The organism is Qipengyuania oceanensis (genome assembly GCF_009827535.1).
GTDB classification, from domain to species: Bacteria; Pseudomonadota; Alphaproteobacteria; order Sphingomonadales; family Sphingomonadaceae; genus Qipengyuania_C; species Qipengyuania_C oceanensis.
In genome coordinates this window covers 2116532-2134564 of the sequence record NZ_WTYN01000001.1, presented here as the reverse complement: position 1 = coordinate 2134564, position 18033 = coordinate 2116532, and the positions used below count along the sequence as shown (strand labels likewise).

Here is an 18033-nt window from a genome sequence, read left to right as displayed (position 1 = left end):
CGCCCCTCATGGCCGTCATCCTTGGCGATGTCTTCGGACCTAGTGTCCCTATTGGCCCTGTTGTCCCTGTTCCTCCGGCCTTTCTCGAAGACGAGGAAACCGCCTTTGATCCTGCGCGCATGGTGGATGGGGATTTTGACGCATTCGACATCAACGAGATTTGGCCCGGGTTGCACCGGGGAGGGGGCGAGGAATGAAACTGAGCAACGAAACCGGCAAACACAGGGGCAATCTGGGGGTCCGCATTGGACCGATCCGGATTGATCTGACGGATAAGGAACGCGCGGAGCAGAGAGCCCTGCGCGCCAAGACGGGGGCGCGAGACTGATGGCTGGCCACAAATTTGATACGGTCGAAGACCTTGTTACGGGTCGCCCGGTGGTAGGTGCGACCATCCAGGTCTACGAGGCCGGCGCGACTCTCAGCGCAGATCACACCACGGTCACGTCTGGAACCTATGCCACGATCTACTCGGACGACGGCATAACGTTGATCGATCAGGCTGGCGGGGAGCGGGTCACGACGCGCACGAATGGCTTTTTCGAGTTCTGGACGAACGAAAACAGTGTCGTCATTCAGATCAGCTACGGCGGCGGCCCAAAGTGGGCTATCGATGATGTCGAGATCACTGGCGGCGAGGTCAACTCCGACCTGAGCGCCCTAGGGGTGCGCGTCGATAACCACGATGCGCTGCTGGGGACCGCTACGAACGCGCAGGATCTAGGCACGTTTACCGGCTCGACGATCAGCGACAACAGTTCTGTTCTGAATGCCCTGCAAGAGCTGGAAACGGCGGTCGAGGCCGGTGCTCCTACCGGCGATGTGACCGCCTCGGGCCTTACCATGTCGTCTGCCCGTGTCCTGGGCCGAACCGGCGCTGGCACTGGGGCAATCCAAGAACTGACAGCAGCGCAGGTGCGCAGCTTCGTCTTGAACGAGGTGCCTGTTTTCAATTTCTCCGACGATGGCGAGGCCCGCTTTTATGCAGATGTGGCAATGACCCTTACGCATCAATCGACGAGCGGCACCGGCACGATTGCCTACGAGAAGTCCACGGCGGCAGCTCCAGGCACATTCTCTAGCGCCACCAGCCCGATAACTCTCGAAGCAGGTGCGTGGCTGAAAGTTAGCGCCAGTTCCGTGACCGGGCTTGTTGCTGCCGCGCTGAAGAGGACGGCATGATTATTCAGACGATGCCGTACCCAGCGGCTGCGGAGGACTATGCGAACCTGCTCGTCTACCCGCTGACCTATGATGAAACCGACAAGGATGGGGCATATGCCCTGACGCGATCGGGCGGCATGGCGATAACCCCGTCGGGGTTCGAGGCCGATGGGTTCCAGAACAGGCTCAAGACCACTTCGCTCCCGGCTTGGTTGGCATCGTCAACCAATGCCCTGTCGGTGAACCTTCGGGCTAAAGTGTGGGCGAACACGCGCCACACCACGCGGGACGTTCTGCTATCGATCGGTAACGACGACGCGACTGCCAATCCGAAACTCGAAATCGGCATTTTCGACGACGACGAGATGAGGAACACGCCCGTCTTCGGGCTGCGGACCTATAATGGATCGATCACGACCCGCTACTTCGGGATTGCCAACTGGCGATACGGGCTGCGTTGGCCCACGGTTGGCCTGACCGCCAATGGTGAGACAGTCCGACCGCAAGGCCTGCTGTTTCTCGACAGCGATACAATCTTGGTTTCCGGCCACTACAACGACACCGAAAGCCGGGTTTACAAGATCGACCTGACCGATGGCACGGTTCTGGGAAGCTTTACCTTCGGACTTTCAACATATCGTCACGTTGCTGCATGGGCGCGCCGCGCAAATGGGGAGGTCTGGTGCGTCGATTACGAAACCGACGATGCGCTAGAGATCGATCTGGATGCATCCTTCGCGAGCGGCACGGCAGTAATCAACACCACGTGGAACCTGTCGAACCTTGGAACCAACGTCTTGACCGGCATCGAGTTCGTGACGGTTTCCGGCACTGAATATGTGCTGATTGCCCTCTATATCGGATCCAGCACCACTTGGCTTTACGTTATCCCGACCACGCAGATTGCGGACGGAGCAACCTTCGCCATTGCGAACCGTCACAAGCGGTTCGTGCTGGGGCGGCAATGTCAGGGCATTACGCTCCGCCAGTCGGACGGACTGCTTTACCTTTCACACAACACCAACTCGACCTCGGCCAACACATGTCCGATCGACGTTGCCAACATTTCGGCGGCTATCACCTCGACTCCGGACGGCGGCACGCTGGCCATCCTCCGGACGCATCAGGGGCCAAGCCAATATCCTGAAGACATCAAGTTCCATCCGACGACAAACGAATGCTGGGTGGGGACTGAAGGCCGGGACGCAGTGATCGATAACGAGGGCTTCTTGGCTTACTGGAGGTCGCCACTGACTGACAATAAGCCGGTCGAGCGTGACATTCGGATCGATTACGATGGCGCGGGCAATTGGGAGTTCTGGCTGGACGGCCTGTTCTTTGACGATCTGAATGGCGTGTCCCCGACGATCATGCCCGGACAAATCAGCATCGGCGGTCCTCCGGCTGCAAGTGCTGGCTGGGCCAACGGCTTTGCGCTGGCAAGCATCCGATCAGTGGCGATGAAGGACAGCACGTTCAGTGCAGCCGAACTGGCGGCGCTTGAAGCCGGGACTTACGAGCCGAACACATTGACTGCCTACAATGTGACCATCACCAACCCCGGCGCTGAGAGCGGCACAACGGGCTGGACGAGTGAAAGTGGCGGCCTGTCCACGCGAACGAGCAACCCCGATCCGCGATATGAGGAAGGGGTGGCGAACACTGCCTATTTCTTCGGCGGCCCGAATGCGGCGACGGTGGCGCGGCAGCGCTTCAGTATCGCGACGGCAACCGGCCTTTCAACCGGCGAGATCGACAGCAAGATTGCATCTGGCGACCTGTGGGCGACCGCGCGATGGTGGCAGACCAACTTCGATGAGACTGCCGACCCCGGCACAATGGGCATCCGCTACTTGAACGGAACCCCGACCACGCTGGCGACGAATTACGGCGCTGTCACGTTCCTGGGCATGAACCAATATTGGATGCGGCGCAGCCTATCGGCAGCGGCCAATAGCGGCTCGCGCAATATCGACATTCTGCACAGGATGGACCGCACCTCAGGCACGAATAACGACAGCTACCATGATGACGTTACGCTGACGATCTACGCCCGCTAGGCCGGAGAGCCTGCTGGATCGCAAGCCTCGCTCGCTGAAATCCAGGCGCATAACGCCCGATTACGAGCGGCCTGCCCTTAGATTTCGCTTGGCGTCAGATGGTTAACGGATCAGGAGATCGCGCGCGACCCGAAGGACTGCCTTGATTCGCAGCCTTCTGGCCTTAGCCCCCGCCCTAACCGGCGGGGGCTTTTTCGTTAAGCGGCATTGTAACGCACGTACCTTTTAGAGGTAGCGCCACCTCAAATACCGAATGTCCGCTATTGGGTGGGGAACAGAATGGCAGGTTTGAGACCAATCCTAGAGGTTTGCTGACGCCTACCCTGTTTGAGCCGAGGACTGTGTCAGTCGACCCTGGCTTCTGGAAAATGCTGCATCGCGGTGGGTATCTCGACCCACGGGTGCTTACGATCTTCCCATACCGATCGAACCGGCTGCATTTTGTGCCCCTCGTCGAAAAGACCGATCGGGATGCCGGTCACGTCTGGGTTTTTGGTGCCGCGCATAAACACCGTGGTTCCGCAGTCTGGGCAGAAGAACTGGTCGAATGTGCCGCCCAAATCTGTTGGGCGCGAGAATTGCTTGGCATTTCCTTTTATTTCGACCTGATCGTGCGGGTAGTAAGCTGCTTCTCCGAATGGTGATCCGGATCGCTTTTGGCAGGCAATACAATGACAGGCGACTACGGCGATCGTCGGCCCCGGCACTTCAACGCGCAATTGTCCACATTGGCACGAAGCTTTCATTGCATTGACCCTTAATGATGCAGAACGTTCATATCGAATAGTCCGCTCTCGGCCAAGTCAGGTCAACGCCGTAAGGTCCGCAATTGGGTCGTTAGCGGACGTTCGCTGATTTTCGGGCCCAAAGGTCCGCTAATGGGTGGAAAGCGGACGTCGTCCGATCCTTACCGTCGGCTGCGGTCATTCACGAAGCCAAGAAAATTCTGATCTCGCGTCTGCCTCAACTGCCTCTGTCGTGTCGTAAAGGCCGGAGAACTTCGCAATGGTCCAGAAGGGCGGATTGTGAAAATCCTCGTGATCTCGATAGCGGTCGTTAAAGGTGACGTATCGGTAGAAGCCGTCTGCATCTCGTTCGAAGTCGATGCGGTACTTGCCATCCCTACTTGTGACGCTTCTTATCAGTTCCATCCGCTCATCCCGCTGCACTCGGCGGCGAAACACTACCATCGAAGCGCGGTCAGGCGAAAGTCCGCAATCGGGTCGTTAGCTGACAGTCCGTTCCTGGCACAGCGCCAGCAAGGAAAATCGGTCACGAAGTGGGTGGAAAGTGGACGCCCATTACATACTGAAAGAGAAGGCAACTCCCCACCAAATGAGGAGGCGATAAAGCGCATAGATGGCGATGAGTCCGAGGATGGCTGTGAGGAGGCAACTCTTCGGAGTTATTCGATTTTTGAAAGCCATCATTCAAGCCTAACAGCGGCCATGAATGTCTGCAATTGGGTCGTTAGCGGACATTCGAGCTACCCAGACCTGAGCCAGTCTGGACCACGGCATTTACATTGCTCACGCGATCGCTATCGAAGCAGACGGTCCTCGGCTCTCAGTCCGCAACAGGAGCCGGAACTGGAAACCCCGCCACATGCTCTGGCGGGGTTTTCTTATTCCAGCTCAGGTTGCCAAGTTCTGCGATCACTTAAATTTGTGATCCACCCCAGCTTGCTTCATGATGTTATTTGCAGAGATCTTGGATTTGAGGTTCTTTTGAACCACGAAACGATTTCCGGAGATTGGGCTTTCCCAAAGCTCGTGGCTGCCGTTTGCCATCCGGACAAACGAACAACCGTTGGCCTCTAAAATCTTCCGAACGTCGCGCCTGTAGTCCGCCAAGCTATCAAGCTGGAATCAAGACATTGCGCTTCGCGAGCGCATTCGCCGCGATGTGAACTGGGATCTCTTTTGCCTCGTTCAGGTTCGGCAGCATGCCATTCTCGACGACCAAAACAGGCAGCAGTTCCGCCACCATATCCATGAGTTTCCGTAGATCCTTGTGCTCGGCCACAAGGCCCGGAACATCGTCTGAGGTGGCAACCCAGACACCCGCTTCGTCGTCCAATTCAGCCTTAACCTGAATCGAAAAACTTGCGGTGTGCTTCATAAAAATAACGCCTTTCAAACGTGGTCGGATTTGACCACATGCCCCTGTCACCGGCGTAACGAACGTTCTGGATATATGCCTGAAGGGTAAAAATGCAAATAACAAAGTTCCAATGCGGCCATGGCCCACTGGCAATAAAATTTTGCAAACAGGCTGAAGGTTTTCGGCAGCGCTAGATAACTCAAAGGTCCTCGCCATCCTACGCCAATCCACCCTGCTGGATCTCTGAGTTCCGCACACCGCACTTCTGGCATCGAAAGCGGCGCGCTGCCTGGTCAACCTTGATCGGCCAGCGCCTTCGCAAAAACAGCCAGTAGAGGTTCGTCGGACTGGGATAAATTTGCGCTGGGCGCTATCTCGGCTTGATGGCAACTCGTGATAACTTCTCAAAACGAACTCGCGACCGGCTTGCACGTCGTGTCGGTATGCGATGCTCATTCCCACAGTGCCGCGCGCCAACATCGGGGCCGGATGCAGAAAAGGGAACGACCGACACAGGCGTTGCGGCTCACATCACTGCGGCTTCGCCCGATGGTCCTCGCTATGACGACACGATTAGTTCCGCTCAACGAGCATCCATTGAAAACGGGATATGGCTTTGCCAGAATCACGCCAAGCTGATCGATGACGATGAGCTAACATACACTGCGGCTGTGCTTCGAGATTACCGCGACACTGCCGAGCAAATTGCTGGGTTGGAAGCCAAAGGCTTCCGTGTCGTGCCAGGATCTCCTTTTGCTGCAATGGAAAGGAAGGCATCCGCACTCGTCGCTGAAATGCGGGAAGACATGAAAACCGATGCAACGGTTAGACGCTTTGCCCTCTTGGATAAGCGCTTTTCTTACGGGGCCGGAAGCGAGCCGCAGTTCGTGTACTACTACAACACCCATGCGAACCTCGACAGCCTCGTGGCGATTCTAGAAAACTATGGCGCGGTGAGGGAGATCACATCGGGGAATGTTAGGCACTTCAGGTTCAACGAGTCATTCGTTGATTACCTCTTAGAGTAGGCTCTCAGGTCCGGACCGAGTGCGGAAGCTGCCAACCCTAAGCCCATCGATACCGGCAACCGCTCCATTTGCGTAGGCTGCGACAGCCCCACAGAATAGCAAACAGGTGATGGCGACCTGTTTGGGCGCGGAACAACCCTCACGGACGAAAAAAATCCGAATGGGGGAACGAATGAGGGAGCGTCAGAAACGCTCGCCCAATTTCTCTTTTGTTTTCGGGAGTTAACGCGAATTGGCTGGATGCCCCGTGAGGATTCGAACCTCAATTGACGGAGTCAGAGTCCGTAGTCTTACCATTAGACGACGGGGCAATCGGGCCGCGGCTTTCGCGAGGCTGCGCATCTAGTTTTGCGCCTGCCCGAGGTCAAGGCCGGATCGACAGCTAAATCGCGCCCACTTGCCGCTTGCGCCCGTCGCGGCTAGCATCGGGTCAGGTCTCCACGCCGCTCAAGGCGTGGTAAAGAGAAGAAAGCGATTGAAATGGCGGACTACACTCCGCCGGACGTCCATCAGCGGACGGGACAGAAACGGGGTGCCAAGTCCGGCAAGGTAGCCGATTTTCGGTACAGGCATCCCGCCCGGCCCAAGCAAGGCAGGCCCACTGCGGTTGCTGGAAAGGCGCGTGACGAGCATGCCGCGCTCGCTTCGGACAGCGCGCGCCGCAGTCGCCAGGCCTACGCCGCGCTCGACCTGGGGACCAACAATTGCCGCCTGCTGATCGCCAGGCCGTCGGGCGAGAATTTTACCGTCATCGATGCCTTCAGCCGCGTGGTGCGGCTTGGCGAGGGCCTCGCGCAATCGGGTCGGCTCTCCGACGAATCCATGGACCGGGCGCTCGGCGCTCTCAAGATTTGCGCCGAGAAGCTCAAGCGGCGCAATGTCCGGCTGGCGCGGTCGGTGGCCACCGAGGCATGCCGCCGCGCGGTCAACGGGGCGGAATTCATCGAGCGCGTGCGCCAGGAAACCGGCATCGCGCTGGATATAATCTCCGCGCAGGAAGAGGCGCGACTGGCCGTGCTCGGCTGCCATATCCTGCTCGAGAGCGGCGAAGGCCCGGCCGTCATCTTCGACATCGGCGGCGGATCGACCGAACTCGTCCTGATCGAGCCGGGTGGTCCGGTACCGCGCATTCTCGACTGGCAGAGCGTGCCGTACGGCGTCGTTTCGCTTTCCGACACCGTGCCAAGGATCGGTCCGGGCGAGGACGATCGCAAGAAACGCTATGCCGCGATGCGCCAGACGATCCTCGACAGCTTTGCCCCCTTCACGACGCGCATAGCCGATTACCGCAACGAGGCGAGCCACATCCGCCTGCTCGGCACGAGCGGCACGGTAACGACGCTGGCCAGCGTGCATCTCGAACTGCCGCAGTACGACCGCCGCGCGGTCGACGGGCTGATCGTCCCGGCGGCCTCTATGCGGGATATCAGTACCCGGCTGTCGGCCATGCCGATGGCCGAACGCGGAACGCTGCCGTGCATCGGACCCGACCGCGCCGAGCTGGTGGTCGCTGGCTGCGCGATACTCGAGGCGATCCTCGACATCTGGCCGGCGGCCGAGCTCGCCGTCGCCGATCGGGGCATCCGCGAGGGAATCCTGCGCAGTCTGATCGCCGCCGATACCCAGGGCGAACGCGCGCAAAGGGCCCTGCGCGAAGTGCGCGGGGTCGACTAGGCCAGCCATGACCCGATCCGGGCGAAATCCAGACAAGCGGGTCAGGACCGCCAAGCGGCGCACGGCATCCTCGACCCGCTGGCTCGAGCGGCAGCTCAACGACCCTTACGTGCGGCAGGCGAAAGCCGACGGTTATCGCAGCCGCGCCGCCTACAAGCTGATCGAGCTGGACGAGAAATTCGCGCTTCTGAAAGGCGCGCGGCGCATCGTCGACCTAGGCATAGCGCCGGGCGGGTGGAGCCAGGTCGTCCGCAAGCAGGTCCCGAAGGCCTCGGTCGTCGGGATCGATCTGCTCGAAACCGACCCGATCGAGGGCGTGGCCATCCTGCAGATGGATTTCATGGCCGACGAGGCGCCCACGCGGCTGACCGAGGCGCTCGACGGGCCGCCGGACCTGGTGCTTTCGGACATGGCAGCCAACACGGTCGGCCACAAGCAGACCGACCATTTGCGCACGATGGGCCTCGTGGAAGCAGCCGCGTATTTCGCGATCGAGACGCTGGAGGAAGGTGGTGCCTTCGTCGCGAAGGTTTTGGCAGGCGGGGCGGACAACGACCTGCTTGCGCTGCTCAAGAAGCATTTCCGCAAGGTAAAGCATGCAAAGCCGCCGGCGAGCCGCAAGGGCTCGTCGGAATGGTACGTCATCGCTCAGGAATTCAAGGGTCGCTGACCGGCCTTCAGGCCCGCGTCAGCCGATGAAACCCCTGCTCATTCGCCCGGCTTGGCTGCACCACCGGCATCGGTTGCCGCGTTGCTCGACGCGACCGGATCGAGATCGCCCGTAGCACCGGCGGCCTCGACCGGCGAAGCTTCGCCGCCCGCGACGCCATCGTCGACCGCTTCGCCTTCGGCACCTGCCTCGGCGGTAGGTTCCTCGGGCGTCGGCAGCGGCGGACCGCCGCCCATGTCACGCATGTAGAGCATGATGTTGGCCCGGTCCTCGCCGCTTGAAAGGCCGGCAAAGCTCATCTTGGTGCCGTTGGCGAAGCCGCGCGGGCTCTTGAGCCATTCGTTCATGTTCTCGTACGTCCAGTCGCCGCCATGGCCCGAAAGTGCCGAGCTGTACGCGAAGCCTGCCGCATGCTTGCCGACTGGCTTGCCGAGCACGCCCCACAGGTTCGGCCCGATACCGTTCGCGCCGCCCTGCTCGATCGAGTGGCAGGCGGTGCACTTGGCAAAGATCTTTTCGCCGGCGGCGGCATCGCCTTGCGCCAGCAAGGTCGCGAGCGAGGGACCATCCTCGGCGGCCGCACCCGCGTCGGCGTCTTCCACCGGCAAGCCGCCCTCTTCGAGATGGTGGGGCTTGTCGGCACCGAAATACATTCCGCTGACGATCGACAGGCCGAGCGCGACGATCCCCGAGCCGAGGATCCAGCCGAAAGTGGTGTTGGTATTGTCTTGCATGCGTCGAGAATCCGCGAGTTTGGCGAGGTCTGTTTCGCGCGTCGCTCTAGTCAGGTGATGGGCCATAGGCAAGGGCCGATGCCACTTGCCCGCAGCCTTGCCTCCCACTAGGCGCTAGGCGCGATGCACAGTTTCCCGCTCCCCGCCCTTGCACTGGTCGAAACCATGCGCGAGGCCGCCGCCGAAGATCCGGCCCGCGCGATCGCCTTCCAGGGCGCTCCCGGATCGAATTCGCACCGTGCGGCTGGCGAGTTCGCGCCCGAAGCGCTGCCACTGCCGTGTTTCAGTTTCGAAGATGCACTGGACGCGGTGAAAAGCGGCAAGGCGGGAAGCGCGATCATCCCGATCGAGAATTCGCAACATGGCCGGGTGGCCGACATCCACTTCCTGCTCCCGGAAAGCGGGCTGGCGATCGTTGCCGAACATTTCATGCCGATCCGCCATGCGCTGATGGGAGTTCCGCATCCGGACGGCTCGCTGGGCCCGTTCGAGGCGGCCTACAGTCACCCGCAGGCGCTCGGCCAGTCGCGCAAATTCCTGCGCGAGCGCGGTATAGTCCCGCTCAGCCATGCCGATACGGCAGGCTCGGCCGCCTATGTGGCGGAGCGCGGAGACCCCGCGATCGCGTCGATCGCCCCTGCCTTGGCCGCGGATCTGTACGGCCTGAAGATCGCCGAAGAAGGCGTCGAGGACGCGGCCGACAACATGACGCGTTTCGTGGTCCTCGCGCCCGAGCCGCTCGATCCGGCGAGCGTCGGCCCCGAGCCTGCGATGACTACCTTCGTATTCGAGGTGAAGAACATCCCCGCCGCGCTCTATAAAGCGATGGGCGGGTTCGCTACCAATGGCGTGAACATGACCAAGCTGGAAAGCTATCAGAAGGGCGCGAGCTTCGCGGCCACCATGTTCTATGCCGACATCATCGGCGCGCCCGGGGCACCGGCGGTCGACCGGGCGCTTGAGGAACTCGCCTTTCACTGCAAGGAACTGCGGATCCTCGGCAGCTATCGCCAGGCGCGCAAGCGCGGCTGAGACGAACGCCGGCAACGCCGGCATGAGAAGGGCGGACGTCGCCGCCCGCCCCTCCTGTGCTGATTCCATTCAGGCGATGGGGACGGTCAGTCCTTCCATTCCATCTTGCGCAGCAGCATCTCGTTTCCGACACTGCGATAGCTCGCACGGTCGGCGCTTTCCGACTGCAGCTTTTCCTCGCTGCGCTTGTAGCGGGCCATCATGATCTTGTTGCGGCGATCGCCCTCGGCATTGTCGATGAAGGCGGGAAAGCGGCGGATGATATAGATGTCCGGTTCGCCCTTGCGCGGATACATGTTCACCAGCAGTTCGTAGCTGTTCAGCCAGCCCTGGCTGACTGCGAAATCGGAATTGGCGCGCCATTCGCCAGCCAGCCACTGTGCGTATTTGAGGCCGGCACCATCGTCCACTTCGATCCCGGTCACTTCGACGTACTCGCCGGCTTCCATCGGATAGGGATCGTCCTGCGCGGCGACCGGTGCGGCGAACGCGAGGCAGCTGGCGGCAAGTACGGTTGCGATTGTCTTGTTCATAGACGTGCTCCTTTGATGCGACCGGACGATTTGCCCGGCCTGCGGTTGCACGCGAGGGGCCATGCGGCCCGCCGATGTCTACTGATCCCCCAAGCGCTGCCGCGAAGCTGCGCCTTGCAGGACGATGAGTCAAACCGGGGCAGCAAGCCACTGGAATCGCTTGCTGGCGCCCCTCGAAACGGCACGAGATGGCCCTTGGGACGACTCGCGGAGGACTTATCCACCGCGCCCCGGGGCGGCGTTTCCGCATTCCCTTACGGCATGATAGCTTGCCCGTGTCTTGTTCTGGGGAGAGAAGGCCATGCAAATAGGCAATTACCGTTTCGACGAGAATCTCGCGGTCGAGATCCTCGAGAAAGTCGGGCTCGCGCTCATCGTCCTTGTCGTCACATGGCCCTGGCCAAAGCGGCCAAGTGGGCCTTCGCCAAGCTCGTCGACAATGTCGGCTTGTTCCGGCGCGCCACGGGCGAAGGAATGACGCTGGGGGAATCGCTCGGGAAGATCGTCAGCCTGCTGATCTGGCTGTTCGGTCTGATGATAATCCTGCAGGTCCTGGGCCTGGGCGCCGTCGCCGGTCCGATCGACAACTTCCTCGATGGCGTGGTTGCCTTCATTCCCAATCTCATCGGGGCCGGACTGATCTTCTTCATCGGCCTGATGATTGCCAAGATCGCCCGCGATCTGGTGGTCACGACGCTGCGCACGGTCGATTTCGACAAGTGGGCCAATCGCGGCGGGGTCGACGAGGCGACCGGCAACACGCGCATCTCCGACACCATCGGCACGATCGTCTACGCGATCATCGTGATCGTGGTATCGATCGCCGCCCTCGACGTGCTGAGCATTGCAGCAATAAGCGAACCCGCCAGTGAAATGCTGCGCAAGATCCTGCTGGCTATCCCGAATGTACTGATCGCGGCGATCCTGCTGGGCATCGGCTATCTCGTGAGCCGCTTCGTGGTGCATCTCATCAAGGAAGTCCTGCCCGGGCTGGGCGTCGACCGCGCCCTTTCGAGCAGCGGTCTCGTGAGCGAAGGGACGCGCGCGTCGTCGATCATAGCCCGCGTCGTCCAGATAGCGATCATCCTGTTCTTCGCCATCGCAGCCACTCGCCTGCTCGGGTTTCCCGAACTGACGGCGATCCTCAACGAGGTGCTGGAGCTGGGTGGTCAGGTCGTCTTCGGCGCCGTCGTCATCGGTGTCGGTTTCCTGATCGCCAACGTCCTTTCCCGGATCATCGGCGGAGCGGAGGATACCGGCACCGCTGCCACGGTCGTTCGCTGGGCAACGATCATCCTGTTCACCTTCATGGGCCTGCAGTTCATGGGCGTGGGAGAGCAGATCGTGCAGACGGCCTTCAGCGCGCTGGTCATCGGCGGGGCAGTCGCCGCCGCACTCGCGTTCGGCCTCGGCGGGCGCGACTGGGCCGGTCGCAAGCTGGAGGAAATCGACGCGAAGACCCGCTCGCATGCCTCGCAAGCGCGGACCGACGACACGCCGCTCCCTCCCGGAGCGTGATTACAACGGGGCCCGCACCCTGCGGGCCCCTTGTTACCGCGGCGGGCTGGAACCGTGTCGCAAACGGGGTTACGGCGTCGGACATGATCCTGCGCCCCGCTTCACTCGACGATGTCCCGGCACTTGCAAAACTGGGTCGTGACAGTTTCTGCGCCGCCTTCGAGCATCTCTACCGCACCGAGGACCTCGATCGCTTCCTGGAGCAGGCCTATTCCGAAAGGGCGGTCGGCGAGGAAGTCGCAGGGCCCGAGTGTATCCATCGCCTCGCCGAGGACGATGACGGGCTTGCCGGCTACTGCAAGCTGCGCGCGCCGAGTTCCTATGCCGAGCATTCCGACGCGGCAAATCCCATAGCGCTCGGCCAGCTCTACACCGCTCCGGGCAAGACCGGCATGGGCATCGGCGCGGCGCTGATGGACTGGGCTTTCGGCGAGGCGCGCGAGCGCGGTCACGATGCGATCCAGCTTTCGGTCTGGAGCGAGAATCACGGCGCACAGCGGTTCTACCAGCGCTACGGCTTCGAAAAGATCGCCGACATCGACTTCTGGGTCGGCAACCATCGCGACGACGAATACCTCTACGAGGTACGACTCACGTAAACGGGAGAGACGGACATGGCGGATTTCGGATTTTCATCGACGGCAGACGAGGTGCTGGCCGAACGTGACCTGTCGGGGCGCACCGTGTTCGTCACCGGCGGGTATTCGGGTCTGGGCAAGGAAACCGCCCGCGCCATGGCGGCGAAAGGTGCGCACCTCATCCTTTCCGGACGTGACGAAGCCAAGCTGGCCGGCGCGGCGGAAGAAATCGCCGGAGAGACAGGCGCCACGGTCGACACGCTCGTGTGCGATCTGGCCTCGCTCGACAGTATCCGCTCTGCAGGCAAGGAAGCTAACGAACGGTTCGACAAGATCGACCTGCTCATCAACAACGCGGGCGTGATGGCCTGCCCGAGGGGCGAGACTGTCGACGGGTTCGAACGGCAGTTCGGTACCAATCACCTCGGCCACTTCCTGCTCACCTCCAAACTGATGCCGCTTGTCGAGAAGGGCGACCATCCGCGGATCGTGAACCTCTCCAGCCGCGGTCATCACCTCGACCAGGTGCATTTTGACGATCCGAACTACTCCGACCGCGAGTACGACAAGTGGGAAGCCTACGGCCAGTCGAAGACCGCCAACGTGCTCTTCAGCGTCGGGCTGGAGAAACGCTTCGGCAATCGCGGCATCCACGCCTATGCCGTCCACCCCGGCGGGATCCAGACCAATCTCGGCCGTCATCTGAGCGAGGAGGACATCGCCAATCTGCGCAAGCGGATGACGATTTCGGCCGAACGCGAACCGGGTTCCGGCGGCGGCTTCAAGACGATCCCTCAGGGTGCGGCCACGACCTGCTATGCAGCGACTTCACCGGATCTGGAGGGCAAGGGCGGTTATTATCTCGAGGATTGCCACGTGGCCGATCGCGACGACGAGGATCCGACGGGCAGCGTGCGTTCCTACGCGATCGACCCGGAGAACGCGGAGCGGCTGTGGCAACTGAGCGAGGAACTGGTCGGCGAACGCTTCGCCGGCTGATCCGCTAGAGCCACTTCAGGCGGCGGAATACCACCAGCAGGGCAACGAGCAGAAGGCCGCACAGCGCAACGACGCCCCAGAAGGCATTCGGGTCGTCGGTTCCGGGAACGCCCGCCACGTTGATCCCGAGCAGGCCGGTCAGGAAACTGAGCGGCAGGAAGATGCCGGCGACGATTGTCAGCATGTAGGTCGCGTGTTCGCTCGAGGCGAGGCTGCGGGCGCGCAGCTCGTCCTGCAGAACGACCGCGCTTTCCTTGCTGATGTCGATATCGTCGAGGAAGCGGCGCAACAGCGCGATGGTTTCCGCGATCTCGCGCCGGTCGTGGTCCTCGAACCACGGGGGCGCTTCGCGGCTGATCATCTCGAGCGCGACGTGCTGCGGACCCATGTGGCGCTGCAGGCCGAGGCAATTGCGGCGGATCGAGGCGATCTTCGCCAGCATTTCCTCCGCGTGGTCGTCCTGGTCCATGTCTTCGAGCAGGTCGATATGCTCGTTCATGTCGACGATCGCCTGGTTCATGCGATGCACCATGAGCTCGGTCAGCGAGGTTATCAGCGCGCCCGCATCGAGCGGCCCGCGCCCGGCGTCGATCTCGGCCAGCGTGTCGCGCGGTGTCTGGAGCGGGTGGCGTCGCAGCGTGATCAGCCGGTTGCCGTCCGACCACAACTGCATCGACACCATGTCTTCGGGTTCCGCCCCGGCGTTGAAATTGATGCCGCGCAAGGTCGCCACCAGTGCATTGCCTTCCGCAAAGGCGCGCGGGCGCGTCTGGTCGCTCGTCAGCAGCTCGGCAGTCGGCTCGGGGATGCCGAGTTCGTCCTGCAGCCATTCATACGTGCCCTCGACCGTGCGGCACAAATGCAGCCAGAGCACCTCGTCGGGGCTGGCGGGCTTCCAGCCCTGCACTTGCTGCCAGGTGATTTTCCGGCCGCCACCCTTGCCGTCGAGCACGCGCCCGAACAGCAGTGGACCATCCTGCGGCACCCGATCGGTTGTGGTGTTGTCGATCATCGGCGCGCACCTATGCCGCAATCGCAACGCGCTGTCATTGCTCCTTCATCGACGCGCGACTATATCGTGACCCATCATGTCCTCCGACACACTGAGTTCGATCCGCCCGTGGCGCGAAATCATGCGCCGCCAGTCCCGCCAGATCATGGTCGGCAATGTCCCCGTGGGCGGCGGTGCGCCGATCACGGTCCAGACGATGACCAATACGCCGACCGAAGACGTCGGCGCGACCATCGACCAGATCCGCCGGTGCGAGGATGCGGGCGCTGACATCATCCGCGTGTCCTGCCCCACCCCCGAGGCGACCGAACATTTCGACAAGATCACCAAGGCTGCCAACGTCCCGATCGTCGCCGACATCCATTTTCACTACAAGCGCGCGCTCGAAGCGGCTGACAAGGGCGCTGCCTGCCTGCGCATCAACCCGGGCAATATCGGCTCGTCCGAACGGGTCGCCGAAGTCGTCCGTGCGGCCAAGGCAAATGGCTGTGCGATCCGCATCGGCGTCAACGCCGGCAGCCTGGAAAAGGACCTGCTGGAAAAATACGGCGAGCCATGCCCGGACGCGCTGGTCGAAAGCGCGCTCGATCATATCAAGCTGCTGCAGGACCACGATTTCCACGATTACAAGGTGGCGGTGAAGGCCTCCGACGTGTTCCTCGCGGTCGCGGCTTATCACGCGCTGGCCGAAACGGTCGATTGCCCGCTCCATCTCGGCATTACCGAGGCGGGCGGCCTGATCGGCGGCACGGTCAAATCCTCGATCGGCATCGGCAGCCTGCTGTGGGCAGGGATCGGCGACACGATCCGCGTGTCGCTCTCCGCCGAGCCGGAACAGGAAGTGAAGGTCGGCTTCGAAATCCTCAAGGCGCTGGGCCTCAGGACGCGCGGCGTGCGGGTCGTCTCATGCCCCAGCTGCTCGCGCCAGGGTTTCGACGTCATCCGCACGGTCGAGGCGCTCGAGAAGCGGCTCGAACATATCAAGACGCCGATGAGCCTCTCGGTTCTCGGCTGCGTGGTCAATGGCCCGGGCGAAGCGCGCGAGACCGACATCGGCCTCACCGGTGGCGGTGCGGGCAAGCACATGGTCTATCTGTCGGGCGTGACCGATCACCACGTGCAGTCGGACGACATGCTCGACCACATCGTGCGGCTCGTCGAGGAAAAGGCCGCAGCGATCGAGGCTGGCGAGGCCACGGCATTCGATCCCCACGCGGTGGAAGCCGCCGAATGAGGGAAGTGCTTGCGCGGCTCGCGAGCGGAATCAAGGTCACGTTCCTCGAAGGATTGTCCCTGTTCAGGCTTGCACCGATCATTCCGCTGCTGGTGATGATACCCGAATTCGTGCAACATGTTTTCGAGATCCGGTCCGGCATGTTCGCAAGCGAGGAAGCGTTCAACGCAATGGCCATGTCGGACACCCGCTGGGCTTTCGGCTACACCAAGATCGCCGGACTGGTCATCGCGGTGTTCGCTGCGGCCCGCTTTGTCGGCGGGGCCGGCAAACGCTGGTGGGACCTGCGCACCATCGCTTGGAAGCACCTACTCCTGGCGCTCGTCGCCAACGCGATCCTATCGGCCGCATACTGGGCCATCGAACAAGCGTCTGGTGGACAACTCCCGAGCGCCATCGATCTCGCGATCCAGCTCGCGACTCTGCCGCTGATCATCTATTTCATCGGACCGCTTCTGGGCGACGCGACAATGACGCTCAAACGCGCCTTCACGATCGGCTGGGCCGCCGCTGCCCTGCTGGTCCTGTTCGTGGCAGTCGCTTACATGCCGGCGCAATTGCTCCACCAGTACAATCACACGCTGGCGATGGGGCAGAGCACTGCGCTCGTGTGGGGGCTCATGATCTGGGACACGCTGCTGGTCGGGATCATGGCCTGCTGCATCGGCGCAGCAATCGCTGCGGCATACTGGCTCGGCAGGCCGCCGGTGACAGACGAGGTCCCGGCCACCGCCTGACATGCTCCACGTCGTCCACCACGTCGACTACATGGCTCCCGCTCCTACGCGCGGGACGTTCCGCTTCGACAAGTACATGCTCGTGATGGTCGTGCTGCGCGACCTTGCCGGGCGCGGCGAGATCGACCTGACCGAACACGCTCCCGATCCGTGCCCGCGCGAATGGCTGGAAGCGGTCCACTGCCCCGACTACGTCGATCAGGTCCTTCGCGCCGAGGTGCCGCGCGAGAAGGAGCGACGGATCGGCTTTCCGGTGACCCCGCACATCGCGCAGCGGGTCCAGCACACCAATGGCGGCACCTGGCTCGCTGCAAGGCTCGCGATGGAACACGGTTATGCCGCCAACAGCGCGGCAGGGAGCCACCACGCACTGCACGACACCGGCGCTGGCTATTGCGTATTCAACGACCTCGCGGTCACGGCCAACCGGCTGATCGGCGAAGGCGTGGTCCGGCGCGTGCTGATTGTCGACTGCGACGTGCACCAGGGCGACGGCACGGCGAGCCTGATGGCAGGGCGCGAGGACGTCTTTACCCTGTCGGTCCACGCAGAGAAGAATTTCCCGGCGCGGAAAGCCCGCTCCACTCTCGACATCGCCCTTCCCGACGGCACCGACGATGCGGCCTACATGGCCGAGCTCGAGCGTCACGTCCCGCAGGTGATCGACAGTTTCGCGCCGGACATCGTGCTCTACCAGGCAGGCGTCGACCCGCACGAGGAAGACAGGCTGGGCCGGCTCGCGCTCACAGACGCAGGGCTGCAGACACGCGACGCCTTCGTCGTCGGGCAAGCGCGGTGCCGGGGCATCCCGGTCGCAAGCGCGCTCGGCGGTGGCTATGGCAGCGATCCGCGCCCGGTCGCCGAACGCCACGCACGCTCGATGGTGGCAATGGCGCGGGAGAACGCCCGACATATGCGCCCGGTCGATAAGACGGAAACATGATTGTCCGTTGGCGT

The 18033-nt window shown here is 62.1% G+C and carries 20 protein-coding genes and 1 tRNA gene; 13 read left to right on the top strand and 8 right to left on the bottom strand.

The window, feature by feature from the left end; translation table 11 throughout:
• The first annotated feature begins 8 nt into the window (after positions 1-8).
• From GRI48_RS10385 to GRI48_RS10375, 3 genes are all read left to right on the top strand, one after another.
• Positions 9-197, top strand: coding sequence for a hypothetical protein (locus GRI48_RS10385; RefSeq protein WP_160675044.1), 189 nt, complete (start codon positions 9-11; stop codon positions 195-197).
• A gap of 130 nt (positions 198-327) precedes the next feature.
• On the top strand, positions 328-1182 hold the full coding sequence (locus GRI48_RS10380; RefSeq protein WP_160675041.1) for a hypothetical protein: 855 nt from the start codon (positions 328-330) through the stop codon (positions 1180-1182).
• Positions 1179-3224, top strand: coding sequence for a hypothetical protein (locus GRI48_RS10375; protein ID WP_160675038.1), 2046 nt, complete (start codon positions 1179-1181; stop codon positions 3222-3224). The genes GRI48_RS10380 and GRI48_RS10375 overlap by 4 nt, the downstream gene beginning before the upstream one ends.
• 344 nt (positions 3225-3568) lie before the next feature.
• Here the strand turns inward: GRI48_RS10375 and GRI48_RS10370 are convergent, their stop codons facing one another.
• The 4 genes from GRI48_RS10370 to GRI48_RS10355 form a co-directional block, all read right to left on the bottom strand.
• Positions 3569-3970, bottom strand: coding sequence for a GFA family protein (locus GRI48_RS10370; RefSeq protein ID WP_160675035.1), 402 nt, complete (start codon positions 3968-3970; stop codon positions 3569-3571).
• Between the two features lie 177 nt (positions 3971-4147).
• Complete coding sequence (locus GRI48_RS14560) at positions 4148-4375, bottom strand: hypothetical protein (protein WP_160675032.1); 228 nt, start codon at positions 4373-4375, stop codon at positions 4148-4150.
• A gap of 504 nt (positions 4376-4879) precedes the next feature.
• A complete protein-coding gene (locus GRI48_RS14555) occupies positions 4880-5014 on the bottom strand; it encodes a type II toxin-antitoxin system HicA family toxin (protein WP_419956961.1) in 135 nt (44 codons plus the stop codon).
• Positions 5015-5081: 67 nt separating this feature from the next.
• The gene (locus GRI48_RS10355; protein ID WP_160675026.1) at positions 5082-5345 is read right to left on the bottom strand and encodes a DUF1902 domain-containing protein; all 264 of its coding nucleotides are present in this window, start codon (positions 5343-5345) and stop codon (positions 5082-5084) included.
• A gap of 365 nt (positions 5346-5710) precedes the next feature.
• Between GRI48_RS10355 and GRI48_RS10350 the strand changes: the two genes are divergently transcribed.
• Entirely contained in the window at positions 5711-6355 is a 645-nt protein-coding gene (locus GRI48_RS10350; RefSeq protein WP_160675023.1) for a hypothetical protein, read from the top strand.
• Between the two features lie 237 nt (positions 6356-6592).
• On the opposite strand, the gene GRI48_RS10345 is transcribed toward GRI48_RS10350, so the two are convergent.
• Positions 6593-6666: transfer RNA gene (locus tag GRI48_RS10345), tRNA-Gln, on the bottom strand.
• A gap of 169 nt (positions 6667-6835) precedes the next feature.
• Between GRI48_RS10345 and GRI48_RS10340 the strand changes: the two genes are divergently transcribed.
• Both GRI48_RS10340 and GRI48_RS10335 read left to right on the top strand, forming a co-directional pair.
• Positions 6836-8029 (top strand): Ppx/GppA phosphatase family protein, encoded by a 1194-nt coding sequence (locus tag GRI48_RS10340; RefSeq protein WP_160675020.1) that lies wholly within the window; start codon positions 6836-6838, stop codon positions 8027-8029.
• Between the two features lie 7 nt (positions 8030-8036).
• On the top strand, positions 8037-8699 hold the full coding sequence (locus tag GRI48_RS10335) for an RlmE family RNA methyltransferase (protein WP_160675017.1): 663 nt from the start codon (positions 8037-8039) through the stop codon (positions 8697-8699).
• A 38-nt stretch (positions 8700-8737) separates the two neighbouring features.
• Here GRI48_RS10335 and GRI48_RS10330 read toward each other — a convergent pair whose 3' ends face one another.
• A complete protein-coding gene (locus GRI48_RS10330) occupies positions 8738-9433 on the bottom strand; it encodes a c-type cytochrome (RefSeq protein ID WP_160675014.1) in 696 nt (231 codons plus the stop codon).
• Positions 9434-9556: 123 nt separating this feature from the next.
• On the opposite strand from GRI48_RS10330, the gene GRI48_RS10325 reads away from it, so the two are divergent.
• The gene (locus GRI48_RS10325; RefSeq protein ID WP_160675011.1) at positions 9557-10465 is read left to right on the top strand and encodes a prephenate dehydratase; all 909 of its coding nucleotides are present in this window, start codon (positions 9557-9559) and stop codon (positions 10463-10465) included.
• Positions 10466-10551: 86 nt separating this feature from the next.
• On the opposite strand, the gene GRI48_RS10320 is transcribed toward GRI48_RS10325, so the two are convergent.
• Positions 10552-10998: a DUF2059 domain-containing protein gene (locus tag GRI48_RS10320; RefSeq protein ID WP_160675008.1), complete on the bottom strand. Its 447-nt coding sequence runs from the start codon at positions 10996-10998 to the stop codon at positions 10552-10554.
• A gap of 390 nt (positions 10999-11388) precedes the next feature.
• Here GRI48_RS10320 and GRI48_RS10315 point away from each other — a divergent pair, with 390 nt between their 5' ends.
• The 3 genes from GRI48_RS10315 (at position 11389) to GRI48_RS10305 (ending at position 14093) form a co-directional block, all read left to right on the top strand.
• Positions 11389-12516, top strand: a complete 1128-nt coding sequence (locus GRI48_RS10315) for a mechanosensitive ion channel (protein ID WP_237451812.1) — start codon at positions 11389-11391, stop codon at positions 12514-12516.
• Positions 12517-12599: 83 nt separating this feature from the next.
• Positions 12600-13115, top strand: a complete 516-nt coding sequence (locus GRI48_RS10310) for a GNAT family N-acetyltransferase (protein ID WP_160675005.1) — start codon at positions 12600-12602, stop codon at positions 13113-13115.
• Positions 13116-13130: 15 nt separating this feature from the next.
• Positions 13131-14093, top strand: coding sequence for an SDR family NAD(P)-dependent oxidoreductase (locus GRI48_RS10305; RefSeq protein ID WP_160675002.1), 963 nt, complete (start codon positions 13131-13133; stop codon positions 14091-14093).
• A gap of 4 nt (positions 14094-14097) precedes the next feature.
• On the opposite strand, the gene GRI48_RS10300 is transcribed toward GRI48_RS10305, so the two are convergent.
• Positions 14098-15105 (bottom strand): zinc transporter ZntB, encoded by a 1008-nt coding sequence (locus tag GRI48_RS10300; protein WP_160674999.1) that lies wholly within the window; start codon positions 15103-15105, stop codon positions 14098-14100.
• Positions 15106-15196: 91 nt separating this feature from the next.
• Between GRI48_RS10300 and ispG the strand changes: the two genes are divergently transcribed.
• The 3 genes from ispG to GRI48_RS10285 are packed head-to-tail and all read left to right on the top strand — an operon-like array spanning position 15197 to position 18019.
• Complete coding sequence (ispG, locus tag GRI48_RS10295) at positions 15197-16339, top strand: flavodoxin-dependent (E)-4-hydroxy-3-methylbut-2-enyl-diphosphate synthase (protein WP_160675682.1); 1143 nt, start codon at positions 15197-15199, stop codon at positions 16337-16339.
• Entirely contained in the window at positions 16336-17076 is a 741-nt protein-coding gene (locus GRI48_RS10290; RefSeq protein WP_160674995.1) for a hypothetical protein, read from the top strand. The genes ispG and GRI48_RS10290 overlap by 4 nt, the downstream gene beginning before the upstream one ends.
• Before the next feature lies 1 nt (position 17077).
• Positions 17078-18019: a histone deacetylase family protein gene (locus GRI48_RS10285; RefSeq protein ID WP_160674992.1), complete on the top strand. Its 942-nt coding sequence runs from the start codon at positions 17078-17080 to the stop codon at positions 18017-18019.
• Positions 18020-18033 lie beyond the last annotated feature (14 nt).